Origin of the sequence: Nonomuraea sp. NPDC050556 (genome assembly GCF_044457355.1) — a bacterium.
Taxonomy (GTDB): domain Bacteria; phylum Actinomycetota; class Actinomycetes; order Streptosporangiales; family Streptosporangiaceae; genus Nonomuraea.
This window is the reverse complement of the sequence record NZ_JBITGU010000002.1, coordinates 732,013-747,001: the sequence shown is the minus strand read 5'-3', so window position 1 is coordinate 747,001 and position 14,989 is coordinate 732,013. Positions and strand designations below refer to the sequence as shown.

14 protein-coding genes and 1 pseudogene are annotated in these 14,989 nt (G+C 65.5%); 11 read left to right on the top strand and 4 right to left on the bottom strand.

The window, feature by feature from the left end:
* Positions 1-39: 39 nt before the first annotated feature.
* Positions 40-1,020, bottom strand: a complete 981-nt coding sequence (locus ACIBG8_RS21655; protein ID WP_397344660.1) for a TauD/TfdA family dioxygenase — start codon at positions 1,018-1,020, stop codon at positions 40-42.
* 157 nt (positions 1,021-1,177) lie between these two features.
* Between ACIBG8_RS21655 and ACIBG8_RS21650 the strand changes: the two genes are divergently transcribed.
* From ACIBG8_RS21650 to ACIBG8_RS21635, 4 genes are read left to right on the top strand one after another with little or no spacing between them, the layout of a single operon-like run.
* A complete protein-coding gene (locus tag ACIBG8_RS21650; protein WP_397344659.1) occupies positions 1,178-2,143 on the top strand; it encodes an ATP-binding cassette domain-containing protein in 966 nt (321 codons plus the stop codon).
* A complete protein-coding gene (locus ACIBG8_RS21645) occupies positions 2,140-2,952 on the top strand; it encodes an ABC transporter permease (protein WP_397344658.1) in 813 nt (270 codons plus the stop codon). The genes ACIBG8_RS21650 and ACIBG8_RS21645 overlap by 4 nt, the downstream gene beginning before the upstream one ends.
* 3 nt (positions 2,953-2,955) lie before the next feature.
* Entirely contained in the window at positions 2,956-3,729 is a 774-nt protein-coding gene (locus ACIBG8_RS21640) for a thioesterase II family protein (protein WP_397344657.1), read from the top strand.
* A 48-nt stretch (positions 3,730-3,777) separates the two neighbouring features.
* Positions 3,778-4,692 (top strand): hypothetical protein, encoded by a 915-nt coding sequence (locus ACIBG8_RS21635; protein WP_397344656.1) that lies wholly within the window; start codon positions 3,778-3,780, stop codon positions 4,690-4,692.
* Positions 4,693-4,886: 194 nt separating this feature from the next.
* On the opposite strand, the gene ACIBG8_RS21630 is transcribed toward ACIBG8_RS21635, so the two are convergent.
* The gene (locus ACIBG8_RS21630) at positions 4,887-5,327 is read right to left on the bottom strand and encodes a hypothetical protein (protein WP_397344655.1); all 441 of its coding nucleotides are present in this window, start codon (positions 5,325-5,327) and stop codon (positions 4,887-4,889) included.
* Between the two features lie 321 nt (positions 5,328-5,648).
* On the opposite strand from ACIBG8_RS21630, the gene ACIBG8_RS21625 reads away from it, so the two are divergent.
* Positions 5,649-6,311 (top strand): DUF4097 family beta strand repeat-containing protein, encoded by a 663-nt coding sequence (locus ACIBG8_RS21625; protein WP_397344654.1) that lies wholly within the window; start codon positions 5,649-5,651, stop codon positions 6,309-6,311.
* Positions 6,312-6,473: 162 nt separating this feature from the next.
* Here the strand turns inward: ACIBG8_RS21625 and ACIBG8_RS21620 are convergent, their stop codons facing one another.
* Positions 6,474-6,617: an MMPL family transporter gene (locus tag ACIBG8_RS21620; protein WP_397344653.1), complete on the bottom strand. Its 144-nt coding sequence runs from the start codon at positions 6,615-6,617 to the stop codon at positions 6,474-6,476.
* Between the two features lie 708 nt (positions 6,618-7,325).
* Between ACIBG8_RS21620 and ACIBG8_RS21615 the strand changes: the two genes are divergently transcribed.
* From ACIBG8_RS21615 to ACIBG8_RS21605, 3 genes are all read left to right on the top strand, one after another.
* Positions 7,326-7,526, top strand: coding sequence for a hypothetical protein (locus ACIBG8_RS21615; RefSeq protein ID WP_397344652.1), 201 nt, complete (start codon positions 7,326-7,328; stop codon positions 7,524-7,526).
* 344 nt (positions 7,527-7,870) lie between these two features.
* Positions 7,871-8,647 carry a DUF2637 domain-containing protein gene (locus tag ACIBG8_RS21610; RefSeq protein WP_397344651.1) on the top strand — a complete coding sequence of 259 codons (777 nt, stop codon included), beginning with the start codon at positions 7,871-7,873 and terminating at the stop codon, positions 8,645-8,647.
* Positions 8,648-9,348: 701 nt separating this feature from the next.
* Positions 9,349-10,533 (top strand): AAA family ATPase, encoded by a 1,185-nt coding sequence (locus ACIBG8_RS21605; protein WP_397344650.1) that lies wholly within the window; start codon positions 9,349-9,351, stop codon positions 10,531-10,533.
* Here the strand turns inward: ACIBG8_RS21605 and ACIBG8_RS21600 are convergent.
* A pseudogene (locus ACIBG8_RS21600) lies at positions 10,476-11,407 on the bottom strand (IS5 family transposase). The gene ACIBG8_RS21605 and the pseudogene ACIBG8_RS21600 overlap by 58 nt on opposite strands.
* Before the next feature lie 98 nt (positions 11,408-11,505).
* Between ACIBG8_RS21600 and ACIBG8_RS21595 the strand changes: the two are divergent.
* The 3 genes from ACIBG8_RS21595 (at position 11,506) to ACIBG8_RS21585 (ending at position 14,974) form a co-directional block, all read left to right on the top strand.
* Complete coding sequence (locus ACIBG8_RS21595; protein ID WP_397344649.1) at positions 11,506-12,039, top strand: zinc ribbon domain-containing protein; 534 nt, start codon at positions 11,506-11,508, stop codon at positions 12,037-12,039.
* Between the two features lie 124 nt (positions 12,040-12,163).
* Positions 12,164-12,838 carry a hypothetical protein gene (locus ACIBG8_RS21590; RefSeq protein ID WP_397344648.1) on the top strand — a complete coding sequence of 225 codons (675 nt, stop codon included), beginning with the start codon at positions 12,164-12,166 and terminating at the stop codon, positions 12,836-12,838.
* Between the two features lie 633 nt (positions 12,839-13,471).
* Positions 13,472-14,974 (top strand): trypsin-like serine protease, encoded by a 1,503-nt coding sequence (locus ACIBG8_RS21585; RefSeq protein ID WP_397344647.1) that lies wholly within the window; start codon positions 13,472-13,474, stop codon positions 14,972-14,974.
* The last annotated feature ends 15 nt before the right edge of the window (positions 14,975-14,989 follow it).

Genomic DNA, 14,989 nt, shown 5'->3' with positions numbered 1-14,989 from the left:
TCGGATTTTTCGACCTTCGCCCCCTTATTTTTCTGTGCGTCACATGAGGACGTATCCGTCGGCGGGCCGCTGGTGGCGGGAGCGCCGCAGGTCGTTCGTCACGAACGTCCGCTGCAGCCAGCGGTCGCGGCCGTCGTAGCGCGGCTGGAACGCGGTCCGCCCGTGCACCGTGATCCGGTTGTCCGCGATCGCCAACTCACCCGGCTTGAGCAGGTGCACCAGCGCCGTCTCGTCGAACGCGACACGCAGCTCGTGAAGCGCCATCCTGGCCCGGGGAGTCTGCCCCGTGGTGGCGGCGAGATCCACCTGGATGTCCGGATCCTCCTCGGCGCCGGTCAGTACCGCGTGCCGTACGGTGCTGTCGGCCAGGTCGAACGAGGGCGGCGCCGCTGTGACGAACTCGTCGGCGAAGAGCGCCGCGCGGGCGGTCTCGCTGAGCAGCGGGAGCACCTGGCGGGCGCACGCCGTACGCAGGCCTGCGATCTGCTCGTGGTCGGAGCGCAGGCACAGCAGCATCACGTAGTCGGGCCGGTGCGGGTGGAAGGCGTTCTCGTTGTGCCACTCCAGCAGCACCGAGCCCACGTTGCCCTGGAACTCCTCCTTGCCGGGCACCGGGACGACGTCCTGCACCAGCGATCCCGACTTCTCCGGCAGGAACGCGGCGGGATCGCCGAGACCGGCGGCAACCATGATCAGCAGGGTTGCCGGAACCGTCGCGGACCTCTGCACCGAGCCAGCCACGGAAGGCGTGTCAGGCAGCGTGCGTTCCGGCACGGGCAGCCCGCGAATGATCATCGCGCCGTGCGGGCCGGCATCGCGGCGAAACGCCCGAAGCGGCTGGCGCAGGCCGACCGGGCACTCCTCCCAGGCAGCCCTGGCTCGGGCAACCCAGCTGGGATCGTCGACCTGGAACGTGCCGGGGCCGCACAACGCCTCGGCCACCTGGGCGACAGATGATCGGTCATCCGCACTGAGTTCGACAGATAGGGGCGCTGTGACGGAAGGTGTGACCACCGTCATGTCGGGACCTCCGGGATAGATCGTCCGGGACCCCGTGAACATGGGTCCCCATCGGCTCCACGCTAGGGACGGCCTGTTCCTTCTCGTTATCGGTTCCGGATCGCCCGGCGGCGGCGCTGATAGGGAGACGAAAACGCCCGTGGCTAGGGTCACGCCTATGGCCATCGACGGACTGAGCTACGCGCTACGAGCCGAAGGCGTGAGGAAGAGTTTCGGCACGACAGAGGCGGTACGACACGTCGATCTCGCGGTTCCGGCAGGCACCGTGCTGGGTCTGCTCGGTCCCAACGGCGCAGGCAAGACGACCGTGGTCCGCATGTTCGCCACCCTGGTCCGTCCGGACGCCGGACGCATCGAGGTGCACGGCTACGACGTGGTACGACAACCGCAGCAGGTCCGCACGATGATCGGCCTGACCGGTCAGTACGCCACGGTGGACGGGAGCATCTCGGGCCGGGAGAACCTCTACCTGGTCGGCCGGCTGCTCAACCTGTCCCCGTCCGCCGCCCGCCGGCGGGCCGACGAGCTTCTCGAACGCTTCGACCTGGTCGCGGCGGGACGCCGGCCCGTGCGCACCTACTCGGGCGGCATGCGGCGGCGGGTGGACCTCGCCGTCAGCATGATCGGCAACCCCCGGGTGCTCTTCCTCGACGAACCGACCACCGGCCTCGACCCGCGCAGCCGCAACAGCCTCTGGGACGAGATCCGCCTGCTGGTGGCCGCCGGTACGACCGTGCTGCTGACCACCCAGTACATGGAGGAGGCCGAGGCGCTGGCCGACGCGATCGTGGTGATCGACAGCGGCCAGATCGTCGCCACGGGCACCCCGACCGAGCTGCGCGCGGCCGTCGGCGGCCAGGTCCTGCAGGTACGGCCGGCAGATCCGGCGGACCTGGCGGCGGTGGCGACCGTGCTCGCGAGCATCGGCTCGGGCACCCCCATGACCCTGGTCGACGACGGCCTGGTGGCGCTCCCCATCGGAGGGGACGCGGAGCTGACCGAGGCGATCCACGCCCTGGCGGCGGCCGGCCTCCGGTTGGCCGGAATCGACACCCACCTGCCCAGCCTCGACGAGGTGTTCCTCTCCCTGACCAGCGACGTTCCTGGGCGGACAACGGTATGACTTCCACAGTGCTGCTCGACATCCCGGTCCCGTCAGCCCGGATCGGGCTGGGCGCGACCCTGCGCCACTCGCTGGCGCTGGCCCGGCGCAACCTCATCAAGCTGCGCAACGACCCAGAGCAACTGCTCGACGCGATCCTGATGCCGCTGGTGATCACGCTCATCTTCGTCTGGGTGTTCGGCGGGGCGATCGGCAAGGGGTCGGCGGACTACCAGCGATTCCTCATCCCGGGGATCATGGTGCAGATCGTCACGTTCGCCGCCCGGTCCACCGGGATCGGGCTGTCGTTCGACTTCTCCAACGGCCTGATGGACAGGTTCAGGACGCTGCCCATCGCCCGGTCAGCGGTGCTCACCGGCCACATCCTCGCCGACATGTGCCGCATGCTGCTCGGGTTGATGGTGATGTTCCTCTTCTCGCTGATCATGGGCTTCCGGGTGGAGACCGACCTGCTGTCCGCGCTCGGGGCCCTGGCCCTGCTCATGCTTTACGGGATGGGGTTCTGCTGGGTGTCGGCCTTCGTCGGACTGGCGATCCGGAATCCGGAGACCGTACAGTCGATCGGGTTCCTCTGGACGCTGCCCCTGCAGTTCGGCAGCTCCATGTTCGTCGATCCGGCGACGATGCCCACCTGGTTGCGGGTCTTCAGCGAGATCAACCCCACGACGTCCATCGTCGACGCGTCCCGTGCCCTGCTGACCGGCGGATCGGCGACCATACCCGTGCTGCACAGCCTCGCCTGGACGGGGGCGCTCGTCCTCGTGTTCGCCCCGCTGTCGATCATCCGGTACCGCCGCCGCGCCAGGTGACCTATGAAGATCGAGGAGAACATGACCATCGAGCCCTGGTTCCGCCGCTTCGCCCCCGCAGTGGCCCACCCGCGGACCCGACTCGTCTGCCTGCCGCACGCCGGCGGCGGCGCCAGCCTGTTCCGCTCCTGGCCACAGCGGCTGGCATCGGACGTCGACCTGCTGGCGGTCCGCTACCCCGGCCGCCAGGACCGTTTCCTGGAACCCTGCGTGACCGCGATGCCGGAACTCGTGCGGCAGCTGGTCGGTGCACTTGAGCCGTTCCTGGACGAGTCGCTGGTCCTGTTCGGCCACAGCATGGGCGCCAGCGTGGCCTACGAGATCGCCCTGTCGTTGCGCCAGGAGCACGGGGTGGAGGTGCAGTCCCTCCTCGTCTCCGGCCAGACCCCGCCCCACCGCCCGCGACGGCGGCAGATCCACCATCTCGACGACGAATCACTGATCGCCGAGATCGGCCGCCTCGGCCAGCTGGACGCGGACGCGCTGGCCGACCCGGGCCTCCGCGAGCTGGCCATGCCGTCCATCCGGGCCGACCTCAAACTGGTAGAAACCCACAGCCGGGAAGCGCCCGCCGTCCTCAACGTCCCCGTGGTCGCCTACACCGGCACCGCGGACGTGACGACCCCCCTGCCCGACGTCCGGCACTGGGCGGACGTCACGACCGGCGACTTCGCTCTGGTGCCCTTCCCCGGAGACCATTTCTACCTGGTCGACCAGGAGGCACAGCTCCTCGCCGACATCCACGGCCGCCTCACCGGAGTACCGGCGCGGCGATAGGGGCCGTGCCAACCCTTCGTGCTGCAGGCGCGTCTCACCCATGTGGGAATGCTGATCACCTCCGCCGTCGCCCTTCTCCTCGCTCCCCCTTGGAGCGTCGTTCAGGACGCCCGCCACGACTCCTACGACGCGGTGACGGTGACCCCGGGCGGGGCGGTCTGGGTCGCCGGGACGAGGGGCCACGAGCCGCTCCTGCTGAAGTCCTTCAAACGGGTCACCGGACCAGGCTTCCGCGTGAAGCACCTGGCGTCGGCGTCCGACACCAGGGTCTGGGCGTTCGGCACGTCGCGATATGCCCGGTGGGACGGCAAGCGGTGGCAGGTCAAGCGCTGGCCCTACGGCCGGGTGGACCGTGCGTACTCCATCGGCAAGAACCTGTGGGTCATCGAGAACTCCAGGCTGCGCCGGCTGGACGGGTCGGTGTGGCGCAAGGTCCCCACCCCGATCACGGTCAAGGGCCTCGACGGGAAGTGGGCGGCAGGCTCGCTGCGGGGCACGGCGGCACTGGCCAGATGGAACGGCAAAGCCTGGCGCACGGTCCCCCTCCCCGCGATTCCCTCCACACACCCGGGCCAGACCTCGGAGCTGACAGACGTCGCCATGGACGGCGAGACCGCGCGGGTGATGGCCGTCGGCTGGGCCTCCTGGCCCTGCGGCACCGCCACCTGCGGTGAGACGTTGCTACTGACCGGCTACCTGGGAGGCTTCACCTTCGAGGTACGCAGCGAACCAGGCATCCAGCGCCACGCCCAGGCCGAACCCGACGGCAGGGGCGGCGCCTGGATCGTCTACGGCAGCGCCTTCCTCCACATAACCCCCGACACGGTAGAGCCAGGCACCTTCCCTGTCCCACTGAACCGGAGCGCGACCGTCCGCGACCTAGCCCTGCAGCCGGAGACCGGTTCCGTATGGGCAGTGGGCGCTTCAGGCGGCAACGGCCTGATCTGGACCCACCGCCGCTGACCCAGCCGTGCACCACGTGAAGACCCGATCAAGCGCTGCTAAGGACCCTTTGCCAACCAGGGAGCGAGGGGCCTGGGGCGATCAGGCCGATTCCGCAGCCGCGAGCTGGCCGGGGTGAGGCACAGCGATGACGAGTTCGCCCATTGCCCCACCCACGAGAGGGTCATCACCCGAGGGCGGCTTCGCCTCGCTCTTCAGCGGCGGCCAGTGGCCAGGGCGACCAGGAACTGGCCGCCACCCGCGTCGACGCTCGCGGTCACCGGCAGCCCGGGAACCAGCCGCGAGAAGCGGTCGACGAGCCAGTCGGCCGCTTCCTGGGCGTCCTTCTTGCTCAGGCAGCGGCCGACCAGTTCGCGGCCGCCCTTCCGTTCGAGACGCTCAGCCACGGCGATCAGCGGGGCGGGGTCTGCCACGTGCAGGCGGTCCGGCCAGGCGATGACCACCTTGACCGCGCCCTTCCGCGTGTTGCAGGCACGGTGCGCGAGCCTCGGGACGACCTTGGTCTTCCGGTCAGCGGTGCGACTGTCGACACTGGGGCCACGCGGGTCGTTCACCGACATGTCGGCATCGACCGGCTCATCGCACACCCAGCAGCGCCAGCGGTCACGCTCCGCCACTTCTTCGAGAAGGCTCATCCGGCCAGCCTAGGCCCTGTGAACCTGGATGCTCTGGGCAGCGCCGACCGTCCACGCCCGGCTTCCTTGGCGAGGATGCCGCCACGTCGTATCCCGGCGCTCCCAACCGCCACCTCCGGTGATCGAGCAATTCCTCCAGGAAAGGGCATGGTCGCGCCCGGAAGAGAACCCCGGCCCTGCGCGCGGTGTCAGAGGGCCGTCAGGACAGTGTGGGCCCGGTATCAGAGCGCCCGGCGAAGCTAAGGCCATGAACGGCTCAGCGATAGCGGCCACGTGGCCGCAGCCCGAGCCATGTAGACACTTCATCAAGGAGCGCCAACCATGAACACCTTCGCCACCGCCGCCCCGATCACCACCGTCCTGAACATCCCCGCCGGGCGTGTCCAGTTCGTCGCCACCGACCGCACCGACACCACCGTCGAGGTCCTGCCCGCGAACCCCGCCAAGTCCCGCGACGTCAAGGCCGCCGAGCAGACCACGGTCACCTACACCGACGGCGTGCTGAGCATCGAGTACGCAACGAAGAACCAGTACCTCGGCTCCACCGGCTCGGTAGAGGTGACGGTCGCCCTGCCGACCGGTTCCCACATCGAGGCCAGGACAGACGCCACCGAGCTGAAGACGACCGGCCGCCTCGGCGACGTCGTGTTCGAGGGCGCCTACAGCCAGATCAAGCTGGAGGAGACCGCGAGCCTGCGCCTGACCGCCACCGACGGCAACGTCGAGGTCGGCCGCCTGGGCGGCCCCGCGGAGATCACCACCGCACGAGGCGACATCCGGATCGCCGAAGCCACCGGCGGCACGGTCGTCCTCACCACCCAGTCAGGCAACATCACAGTCGCCGCAGCCGCAGGCGTCTCGGCCACCCTGGACGCCGGCACCCCCTACGGCCGCATCAGCAACGCCCTCAAGAACAACGGCACCGCCGTACTGGACATCCGCGCCACCACCTCCAACGGCGACATCACCGCCCGCAGCCTGTAGCCCCACCACGCGCCAGTACGGCACGGCCGCGCGGCGGCCGATCGCCGTGCGTATAGAGGTTCAGATCTTCACCCTGTCCCTGGAGCCGTGCCGAGCGGGCAGGTCCCCGTACACGCTCTCGCCGTCGAGGTTCCGCAGGACCGGGTCGACAGACCGGGGCAGTCACCAGGCCGCGCGGCCGAGCAGGGCCATCACCGCAGGCACCAGGGTCAGACGGACCACGAACGCCCCGAGCGCCAGCGCGAGTCCGGTGCACCTGATGATGGGATCGTCCATGAACACGAACCCGCCGAACCCGGCCGCCATGATCAGTACGGCGGTCGTGACGACGCGACCGTTCTGCCCCAGCCCGTTGACGCCGGCCTGAACGGATGCTCACCGTAACCCCGGCGTTGATGTGGGCCCCTGACATCAGCGATATGCGTAGCGCGCTCAGATGGGCGCTGCTGCCTTCTCGGAACGAAGAGGAGTGGCGGCGGCTCTGGCATGGCTGCGGCAGGCATCCCTGCCGATCAGCGCTTGGAAGAGCCGAAGGTCGTGGCCAAGGCGATGAATGCTTGCGCGACCCTCTTGGACGGCTCGGAGGCGTCGGCGGAGTATCACCGGCGTATGCGGCGGGTGTTCTACAACGCCCTTCGGTTCGCGGTGGCCGAATAGCGCCTCAAGGAGAACCCTCTCGACAGCGAAAAGGTCCAGCGGGACTAAAGGCAGCCCCAAGGAGACGACGCTGTAGATCCCCGCGCTGTCGCCAACCCTAGCCCTGATTATCTGCAGCTACATCGGCCGACAGCAGGGGCCACGGTTCGTGGCGTTCTTCGGCTGCATGTACTACGCGATGATGCGCCCCGCGGAGGTGAAGCGGCTTCGCCTGCGCGATTGCAAACCCCCCGAGAGCGGATGGGGACTGATCATTCTGGAAGCCTCCACACCGGAGGTCGGAAGGATTTCACCGACAGCGGCAGGCCCGTCCCCAAGTCGACGTCCGCCAAGCTCTGGCAAAAGGTACGCGCTTTGGTGCTCACCCCGGATCAGCTCGACTCGCCGCTGATGGCGCGGCCGTACGACCTGCGCCATGCCGGCGTGACGTGGCGCCTGTTCACCGGTGTTCCTGCCGCCCAGGCGGCGCAATGGGCAGGGCGCAGCGTCGAGGTGCTGCAGAGGATCTACCACCGCTGCATGGCGGGATATGCCGACGTCTGGATCGACCGCCGCTGAACCAGCGGTGCATCACGCGCCGCTAAGGGGGCGCTCTTCAGGGGCGACCCAGCTTGGTCCGCTATGGGTCCGTAACCGGCGAGCGTCAACGAGAACGGGCGGGACTCCATGAGACTGGAGACCCGCCCGTTCCTATGCCGTTCTTCCTGGTCAACGGCTAGAAACCGCTGGTCAAGATCCTGTGCCCCCTGCGAGATATCAACAACTAGGGAACGCCCGGCAAGCTCCCCCGAAGAGGGGTCTCGGGCTGGCGTGGGGTGGATGCGTCACTCCATCCTCGAGGTGATCAGGCCGATTCCTCAGCCGCGAGGTGGCCGGAGGGCAAGCCGGGGTGAGGCGCAGCGATGACGAGTTCCTCCATTACCCCACTCACGAGAGGGTCATCACCCGAGGGTGGCTCCGCCCCGCTCTCCGTTGTCCGAGAACCTGAGCCGCCCAATCCGGCAGTGGAGAGGTCTATCGCCAGAACGGTGACGCTGGTGATGGCGCTCATCGCGTTGCTCACCTTCGCCTTCAGCTTCGGCAACGTCTGGCACTTGGCCAGCTCGCTCGGCGTCCCGGCATGGATCGCGCCTTTGGTCGGACCGGCTGTGGATCTGTCGGTAGTCGGACTGCTACTCGGCATCCAATACCTGACCCTCCGCACTCCCCATGCAGTCGGACTACGGCCCGCGCGTGCCCTTCTCGTCTTCTCCGGACTGGCTACGCTCGCGCTCAACGTGGCCGAGCCAGTTACTCAGGGCCAGTTCGGGCGGGCGGCCGTCGATGCGGTGGCCCCACTCCTTCTCATTGGTTGGTCCGAAGTCGGACCAGGTCTGCTGCGTCAGATCTACTGTGCGGGGTCCGACTTCGGGGGGCTATCCATAGAACCTCAGCAAGAGTCGGACCGGTCAGAAGACCAGCGGGGCAGGCGCCCTCGTCGCACACCCCGTCAGTCGTCAGGGCGGACCAGTCGCGGTCCGACGGAGTCGGACTCCGTCTTGCTGGACCGTGCCTGCCGCGCCGACGAGCGTCATCAGTCCCACCATGGTCGTCCCATCTCGGCGGAGAACCTCCGTCGAGAACTTGAGATCAGTAGCGCGAGGGCGCGGGCGATTGCGGCAAAGATGAGACAGGGCTAGGAGCGACAGAAACGATCTATACTGCACCTCGATCTCTCCTGTAGTGACAGCACCAAACGTGAGGCTTTGAGAGCTCGAGATGGTTCACCCAGGTAGAGACAGCGCTCGTCTGAGGACCTCGCCATCATCACGCGATCGCGCTCCCGCGGTGAGTCAGCGCGGTATGCGTTCCAATCTCGAACAGAACACACCGATGAGCTCGGCTCATGGGAGTTCGATTCCGAGGGGAGATGGGCACCGGGACCCAATGTGCTGACCTGCAAGGATTTCCCACGCATCTGGCTTGCCAAGACCATACACGCATATCGCTCGCCTGAAGCTCGTGGCCGGTACGTGGTCAAGCGCACACCTCACTCGCTGGGCCAGGGTTGAGGAACGAAGTTCAGCGCGCCGATCGTCCCAGGCCATCTACGGCGGTCTACTACGACCTAGCGATCCGAGAGCCGCGCCAGTTGTAAGACGTCGCTCGGCAACCACTGCCGGCGCGTGAGAGCAGGCAAGGCTTCTCTGAGCCATTGACACCCCAGGTTCGCCGGCGTAAGTGCACCCGCACTTGAGGACAAATGCCGGGTTTATGTCAATATGTAGCCGCCTGCATGGCTATGACGGGCGCTAGGAGGCGATCGGGAGGCGCACGGCCACCTTGCCACCTCTACTACTATTAGTGGAGTTCCTGTAACTGTGTGGGCTCAGGAGACGCGATGCTACATGATGAGCGTGCTGGAAACATCTTCGAGGCGCGTGCTGAGCACCTGTCACGTACCGAGCTAGAGTCTTGGACCGCGCTCTCAGAGCGTGAGACCAAAGTGGTAGCCAAGCTAAAGGCTACGGGCGCGAAGCTTCTGATCGGGCCTCGCGGCTCTGGAAAATCCACCTTGATGCGCACGGCCTACTTTCAGCTGCTTGATAGCAGTGATGTTTTTCCCATTTACGTGAATTACGCCAAACACCTTGCTCTCGAACCAATATTCAAGGCGCGCCCGGACGCCACCGAATTGTTTCGGCAATGGGTGATCGCCAAGGTCATCATTGGACTTCGCGACACCGATACAGTGGCGCTTAATACGGTATCGAATGAGACACTCGATCACCTCACGGAGGCCTCTGAGTTTATCGAAGACTTGGAAGTAGGAAACGTTCCGGAAAACTTTCGCAGGGTGTCGCCTACACAATTGATTGCGCACATAAATAACTATGTCTCATCGGCTGGCCGCAAGCGCGCAGTCCTGCTGTTCGACGATGCGGCGCATGCTTTCTCAGCCCAGCAGCAAAGAGAGTTTTTCGAGATATTTCGACAACTGCGAACCCGGGTTGTAGCCCCGAAGGCAGCTGTCTATCCAGGCGTCACCAATTACTCCGCAAATATGCACATCGGACATGATGCAGAGGTGCTAGAGGCGTGGTATCGAGCCGATGACCCCGCCTTTCTAGAAACAATGCAAGAAGTGTTGACTAGGCGTCTGCCTGCCGAGATGAATGAAGAGTTCAGTGGGGAGCGGTCCGAACTTCTTCAGTATCTGGCGCTCGCGTCCTTTGGGATGCCGAGAAGTTTCCTTACCATGATTCAAGAGGTTCTCGATTACGACGAGGATGAAGGATCTCATAAGCCGCCAACGCGACGGCGAGCTGACCTGGCCATCGAAAGAAATGTAGCAATCGCGCGCGCAGTATTTGAAAGCACAGGCCAGAAGATTCCGCGCTATTCGAATCTAATTGCTGAGGGGCGCCGCCTAGAGGACTCGTTTCTTGGTAGCCTCACTCGCTTCAATGCGTCGAAGATCGTCGGCCAAAAGACCGCGACAGTTGGGGTTAGGGGCTGTTTCCTGGATCAGGTTCGGAGCCAGATGATCAGGCTGGCCAGGGTGACGGTGCCGAGGAAGATGTAGGCGCGCTTGTCGTATCTGGTGGCCACGGCCCGGAAGTTCTTGAGCCGGTTGATGGCCCGCTCGACGACGTTGCGGGCTTTGTAGCGCTCGATGTCGAAGCCGGTCGGTCGGCCGCCGGCCGGCCCGCGTTTTCGTCGGTTGGCTTGCTGGTCTGCAGGTTCGGGGATGGTGTGTCGGATGCCGCGGCGGCGCAGGTAGGTGCGGTTGGCGCGGGAGGAGTAGGCCTTGTCGGCGGCCAGGCTGTCGGGCCGGGTGCGGGGACGGCCTGGCCCCAGCCTCGGCACCCGGATGGCCTCCAGTACCGGCCGTAGCTGCGGGCTGTCGCCGTGCTGGCCGGGCGTCAAGAGCACCGACAAGGGACGGCAGCGACCGTCAGCGGACAGGTGGATCTTCGTGGTGAACCCGCCGCGGGACCTGCCTAGGCATTCCCCAGCCTGACCACCTCCACCAGCCGGTCCGCCAGCCTGGCCAGCACCGGATCGAGGTGCTTTGTCCCCCCACCGGCCCCCTTTTGCCCGACCATCGCGGGCCTGGCACGCGATGCCCCGGCCGCATGCTGATGCGCCCGCGCGGTGGTGGAATCCACGGAGATGTCCCAGTCCACCCGGCCGGCCGCGTCCTCGGCCGCGCGGACCGCCGTCAGCAGCCGTTCCCATGTGCCATCCGCCGACCAGCGCCGATGCCGCTTGTAGACCGTGATCCACGGCCCGAACCGCTCCGGTAGATCACGCCACGGCAGCCCAGTACGTGCCCGGTACAGCACCCCATTGATGGTGATCCGATGATCGTTCCACCGGCCGCCACGTTGACCGGCCTCGGGAAGCAACGCAATCAACCGCTCCCACTCGGCATTCGTCAGATCTCCACGACCCATGAACCAATCGTGACAACAACAACACCCACAGTCAGCAGATCCAAGAAACAGCTCCTAGACGCCCTCTCGCAAGAGAGTTCCAGCAGGTCGTCGACCTAATGGCGTATGCAGGAATTATTCGGACACTTGATTCCCAGTCCAGGGGTAGCGCAGGAGTGTTCGAAAGATACGAAATTCACTCGTCTTTCGTAATTAACGCCAATGCTTTGGCGTTGGGCCGTAACCCTGCTGCCCGCGAGATAGTAGGCGCACTGCTCAAGCGCCCACCTGCCGCTCTCGTGCGAGGTAGGCCCGAGACCTTCCTGGGTGAGGACTATCGCTCACGCTGTACCCTCAACCTAACGCCGTGTAGTGCGTGTGGTGCGCCGCGCGTTAGTGAAGATGCGCAGTTCTGTATGAAGTGCGGAAAGCCGCTCACGGACAAGTCGATTTACCATGAGATCTTGCAGCGCCCCATTAGCGACCTACAAATCCCTGAGAAGAAGAAGATCGCCCTTGCTAGAACAAGCCTACGTTCGATCCAAGATGTGCTGCTCGATGTGGAGTTCAAGGAGCTACTTCGAGGTCGTTATATTGGAGCTGTGTGGGCAAAGAAGATCTACTCCATAGCCGAGGAGTACGTCAGTGTCTAATTCGCCTTCGGTCAGGGTGTGTGATCTGAGCCCAAGCGTTCTCCTGGACATCGCGTCTGCTTGTCAGCCTCATACCAGAAGTCGTAAGGCGCCTATTGACGACTATTATGATGCAGCCGAGTCGATGACACTCGTGGGCAAGCCGGGCCTGCTCAAAGAGCATTCCATCCTAGGTCGACTCCTGCTTCTGGGGCATGTGGGGGCAACAGAGACCTTCTTCCGGACTGTACTGGCTGGCCTCGTAAATCTCTGTCCCCTCTGCAAGGAACATGCAAGTTCCCAAGTCGTTCCCTTTGGCAGCATTCACTACTACGAATCAGAGGATGTTGCCCTTGGGCTGTTTGATGGGACCAGTTTGGCCGGCGCATCGGAGATCAAGAGAGTTGTCAAGAAGGTTACCGACATTGATCTTGCTCAAACGGGGCCGCTCAAGACTGCACTAGAAAAATACGACGCATTGTGCCATCTGCGACATGCAGCAGTCCACGCGCATGGCAACATTGGAACTGGGAATGCAGTCGCTCTGGGACTGCCTAGTGCCGGCAGTAGATTTACTTTGAATATCGACCTTGCCCGTGTTCACGAAGCAGCAATGATATGCCGTACTGTCACCCAGGAAGTAAATCAGTATCTGTTTCAGGAAACCTTTAAGAGGTGGCGGAACGTCGGCTTGTTTGTCCGTGACTATGAGGCGGACCGGCAGCGATTCGTTGACCTCTATTCACTTTTCCGAAGTATGCGCGATACCTCTTCGAGGTCTATGACACCCAAGAAGGCCTACGGGAAGCTGTTCGCCTAGACCTCATCTAGCCATCATGAGCCTTGACCCCACCGGAGCCGGAGACCGACGAAGTTCCCCGCCGGAGGCATGCTTGCAGCGGCTTTCCTGGATGTCGCGAGTGGAGCGGCCGGCGCCCGTGCGGAGCACCCAAAGGGCCGCGCAGCGGTGGGGGCCGGTGGCGGAATGACCGTCTGTGTGCGGCGGCGTGGCGCCCAGGTCGTCGGGGATCGTGGGTACGGCGGTTGGCCGTGCGGCGATGCCCCGCGCGCGTGCCCGCGCCGTGACCGGCCCCCAGGCCGCAGCGTGGCGCGGTAGCGCTGACGCGGGGCATACGGCGGCGCGCCGCGCCGCCGCTTGATATCAATGAGAACAACTCGGCAGCGAAAATGAGCGCTTCCGCTCAGCGGGGGCGTCGTAGCCCGATCTCTTTGACGGCCAGTTCCCAGGGGTAGCTCTCTAGGTTGTCGCCGCCGGAACCGAGTGGGTGTGGCTCGAATTGGCCGGGGCCGAGTAGGACGGGGATGCCTTCGGCTCGCAGGCTTTCGACGCTGCGTTGGAAAGGTGCTCGTGATGCGAATGCGTCGTTGACGGCAGGCAGAATCACGACGGGGATGCCGAGTCCGGGAGCTTCGGCGAGGCGCGCCGGCCCCGATGAGCTGGGACATCACAGCCGTGGCCAAGCAGTGGGCTGCCGATGTCGGCAACTACGGGCTCGTGCTGATGTCGCCGGCGGAGCGGGCGGTGCGGAACTACCGGGTCTACCCGTCGTCTGAGGACAGCGACTTCAACGACCCGCCGAAGCTGACGGCGACGTTCTCGCCTGGTGGTGAGCCGGTGGTGGTGAACCCGGCCGGACCGGACGGGGTCGAGGTGATCCAGGCTCCGGCCACCTGGGGTCAGGATGTGGTGCAGATGGCCGAACCGCAGGCACACGCATTGAGCGCCGCCTTCGACCGGGCGGCGGCCAACGGGGACAAACTCGCCGACCCGTACGTGGACATGGTCAGCGGCCAGGTGATCGTACCCGCCGCCACAGCTGACGGCCGTCCGATCGGGTCCGCCGCGCTGGCAGGGACGGCCTACCTCGGCTACGGCGGCACGGACTGGACGATCCCCGGCGAATACTCCGACGGCGACACTGATGAGGATGGCGAGGGCCCGACTGGGCCGACGGAGTTGTACAGCTTCAACCCTCAGGTGCCCGACGTGACGTCAAGCTACAGCAAGCACGTGACGATCATGCGTGAGGTGCTGCGGCTGACGAGCGCGCAGTTGCCCGGCGCGGATGGGCTCGTCTCGGCGCGGCCGTGGCCGGAGCGGAACAAGGTGCTGATCACGGCCAGGGCGGTCTCGCCCGAGCTGCGACTGGCCCTGGCACAGCGGTACGGCGTCGACAGCGTGGTGCTCAGGTTGGACCCCAACGCGTCGGTGTTGGGAAACCTGGCGGGAACAGACAGCCGGGCGGACGACAACGACGCCTACATCAACGGCGGAGGGGCGTTCGACACCAAGGCGGGCCTTGAGTGCACGATGGGGTTCGCCTGGTCGCTTCCCGCGGGAAGGCGGCTGGTGACGGCCGGGCATTGCCTGCCGACCGGCGACAGCACAGGTGTGCTCTTTTCCGGCAAGCCGGACAGTTATCGTGAGTACGGCAAGCGGGTGCTGACAACCTGGACCGAAGGGACAGGCACGGTGATCCTGCCCGGAAAGAACGAGGCCCAGGGCGACTCGGCGCTGGTGACAACGAACGCTCCAATCCAGCCGACGGCCTCCGTCTTCATCGGTGATCAGACGTCGCGGACGAAGCGGCCTGTGAAGCGAAGCTGGTCGAGACGGTCGATCCCGGGTGATCTGTTCTGCGCCGGCGGCCGGTACTACGGGCAGCACTGCTCGTGGAAGGTTCTGCAATCCAACGACTACTTCAAGACCGTCGGAGGGCTGCTGGACAACGCGATCGGCGCCACCCACGCGTCGGAGTGCCTCGATGCCGGCGACTCCGGTGGGCCCCTCTACACCTTCCAGTCCGATGGGTCGGTGGTCGCGAAGGGGCTCGTGAGCAGCGGTACGTCCAGCCTGACCGACTGCTGGCTGGCTTTCACCGACATCACCACAGTGAAGCAGGCCTACGGTGGCGACGTCATGAAGCGCAAGTAGGGCGGATCGAACTCG

Coding starts and splice junctions, on each gene's coding strand:
- ACIBG8_RS21610 (WP_397344651.1), top strand. CDS start 7,871: ATGACGAGTTCCTCCATTACCCCACTCACGAGAGGGTCATCACCCGAG.
- ACIBG8_RS21635 (WP_397344656.1), top strand. CDS start 3,778: ATGCTGATCACCTCCGCCGTCGCCCTTCTCCTCGCTCCCCCTTGGAGC.
- ACIBG8_RS21625 (WP_397344654.1), top strand. CDS start 5,649: ATGAACACCTTCGCCACCGCCGCCCCGATCACCACCGTCCTGAACATC.
- ACIBG8_RS21630 (WP_397344655.1), bottom strand. CDS start 5,327: ATGAGCCTTCTCGAAGAAGTGGCGGAGCGTGACCGCTGGCGCTGCTGG.
- ACIBG8_RS21655 (WP_397344660.1), bottom strand. CDS start 1,020: ATGACGGTGGTCACACCTTCCGTCACAGCGCCCCTATCTGTCGAACTC.
- ACIBG8_RS21620 (WP_397344653.1), bottom strand. CDS start 6,617: ATGGCGGCCGGGTTCGGCGGGTTCGTGTTCATGGACGATCCCATCATC.
- ACIBG8_RS21640 (WP_397344657.1), top strand. CDS start 2,956: ATGAAGATCGAGGAGAACATGACCATCGAGCCCTGGTTCCGCCGCTTC.
- ACIBG8_RS21590 (WP_397344648.1), top strand. CDS start 12,164: ATGACACTCGTGGGCAAGCCGGGCCTGCTCAAAGAGCATTCCATCCTA.
- ACIBG8_RS21585 (WP_397344647.1), top strand. CDS start 13,472: ATGAGCTGGGACATCACAGCCGTGGCCAAGCAGTGGGCTGCCGATGTC.
- ACIBG8_RS21595 (WP_397344649.1), top strand. CDS start 11,506: ATGGCGTATGCAGGAATTATTCGGACACTTGATTCCCAGTCCAGGGGT.
- ACIBG8_RS21650 (WP_397344659.1), top strand. CDS start 1,178: ATGGCCATCGACGGACTGAGCTACGCGCTACGAGCCGAAGGCGTGAGG.
- ACIBG8_RS21645 (WP_397344658.1), top strand. CDS start 2,140: ATGACTTCCACAGTGCTGCTCGACATCCCGGTCCCGTCAGCCCGGATC.
- ACIBG8_RS21605 (WP_397344650.1), top strand. CDS start 9,349: ATGCTACATGATGAGCGTGCTGGAAACATCTTCGAGGCGCGTGCTGAG.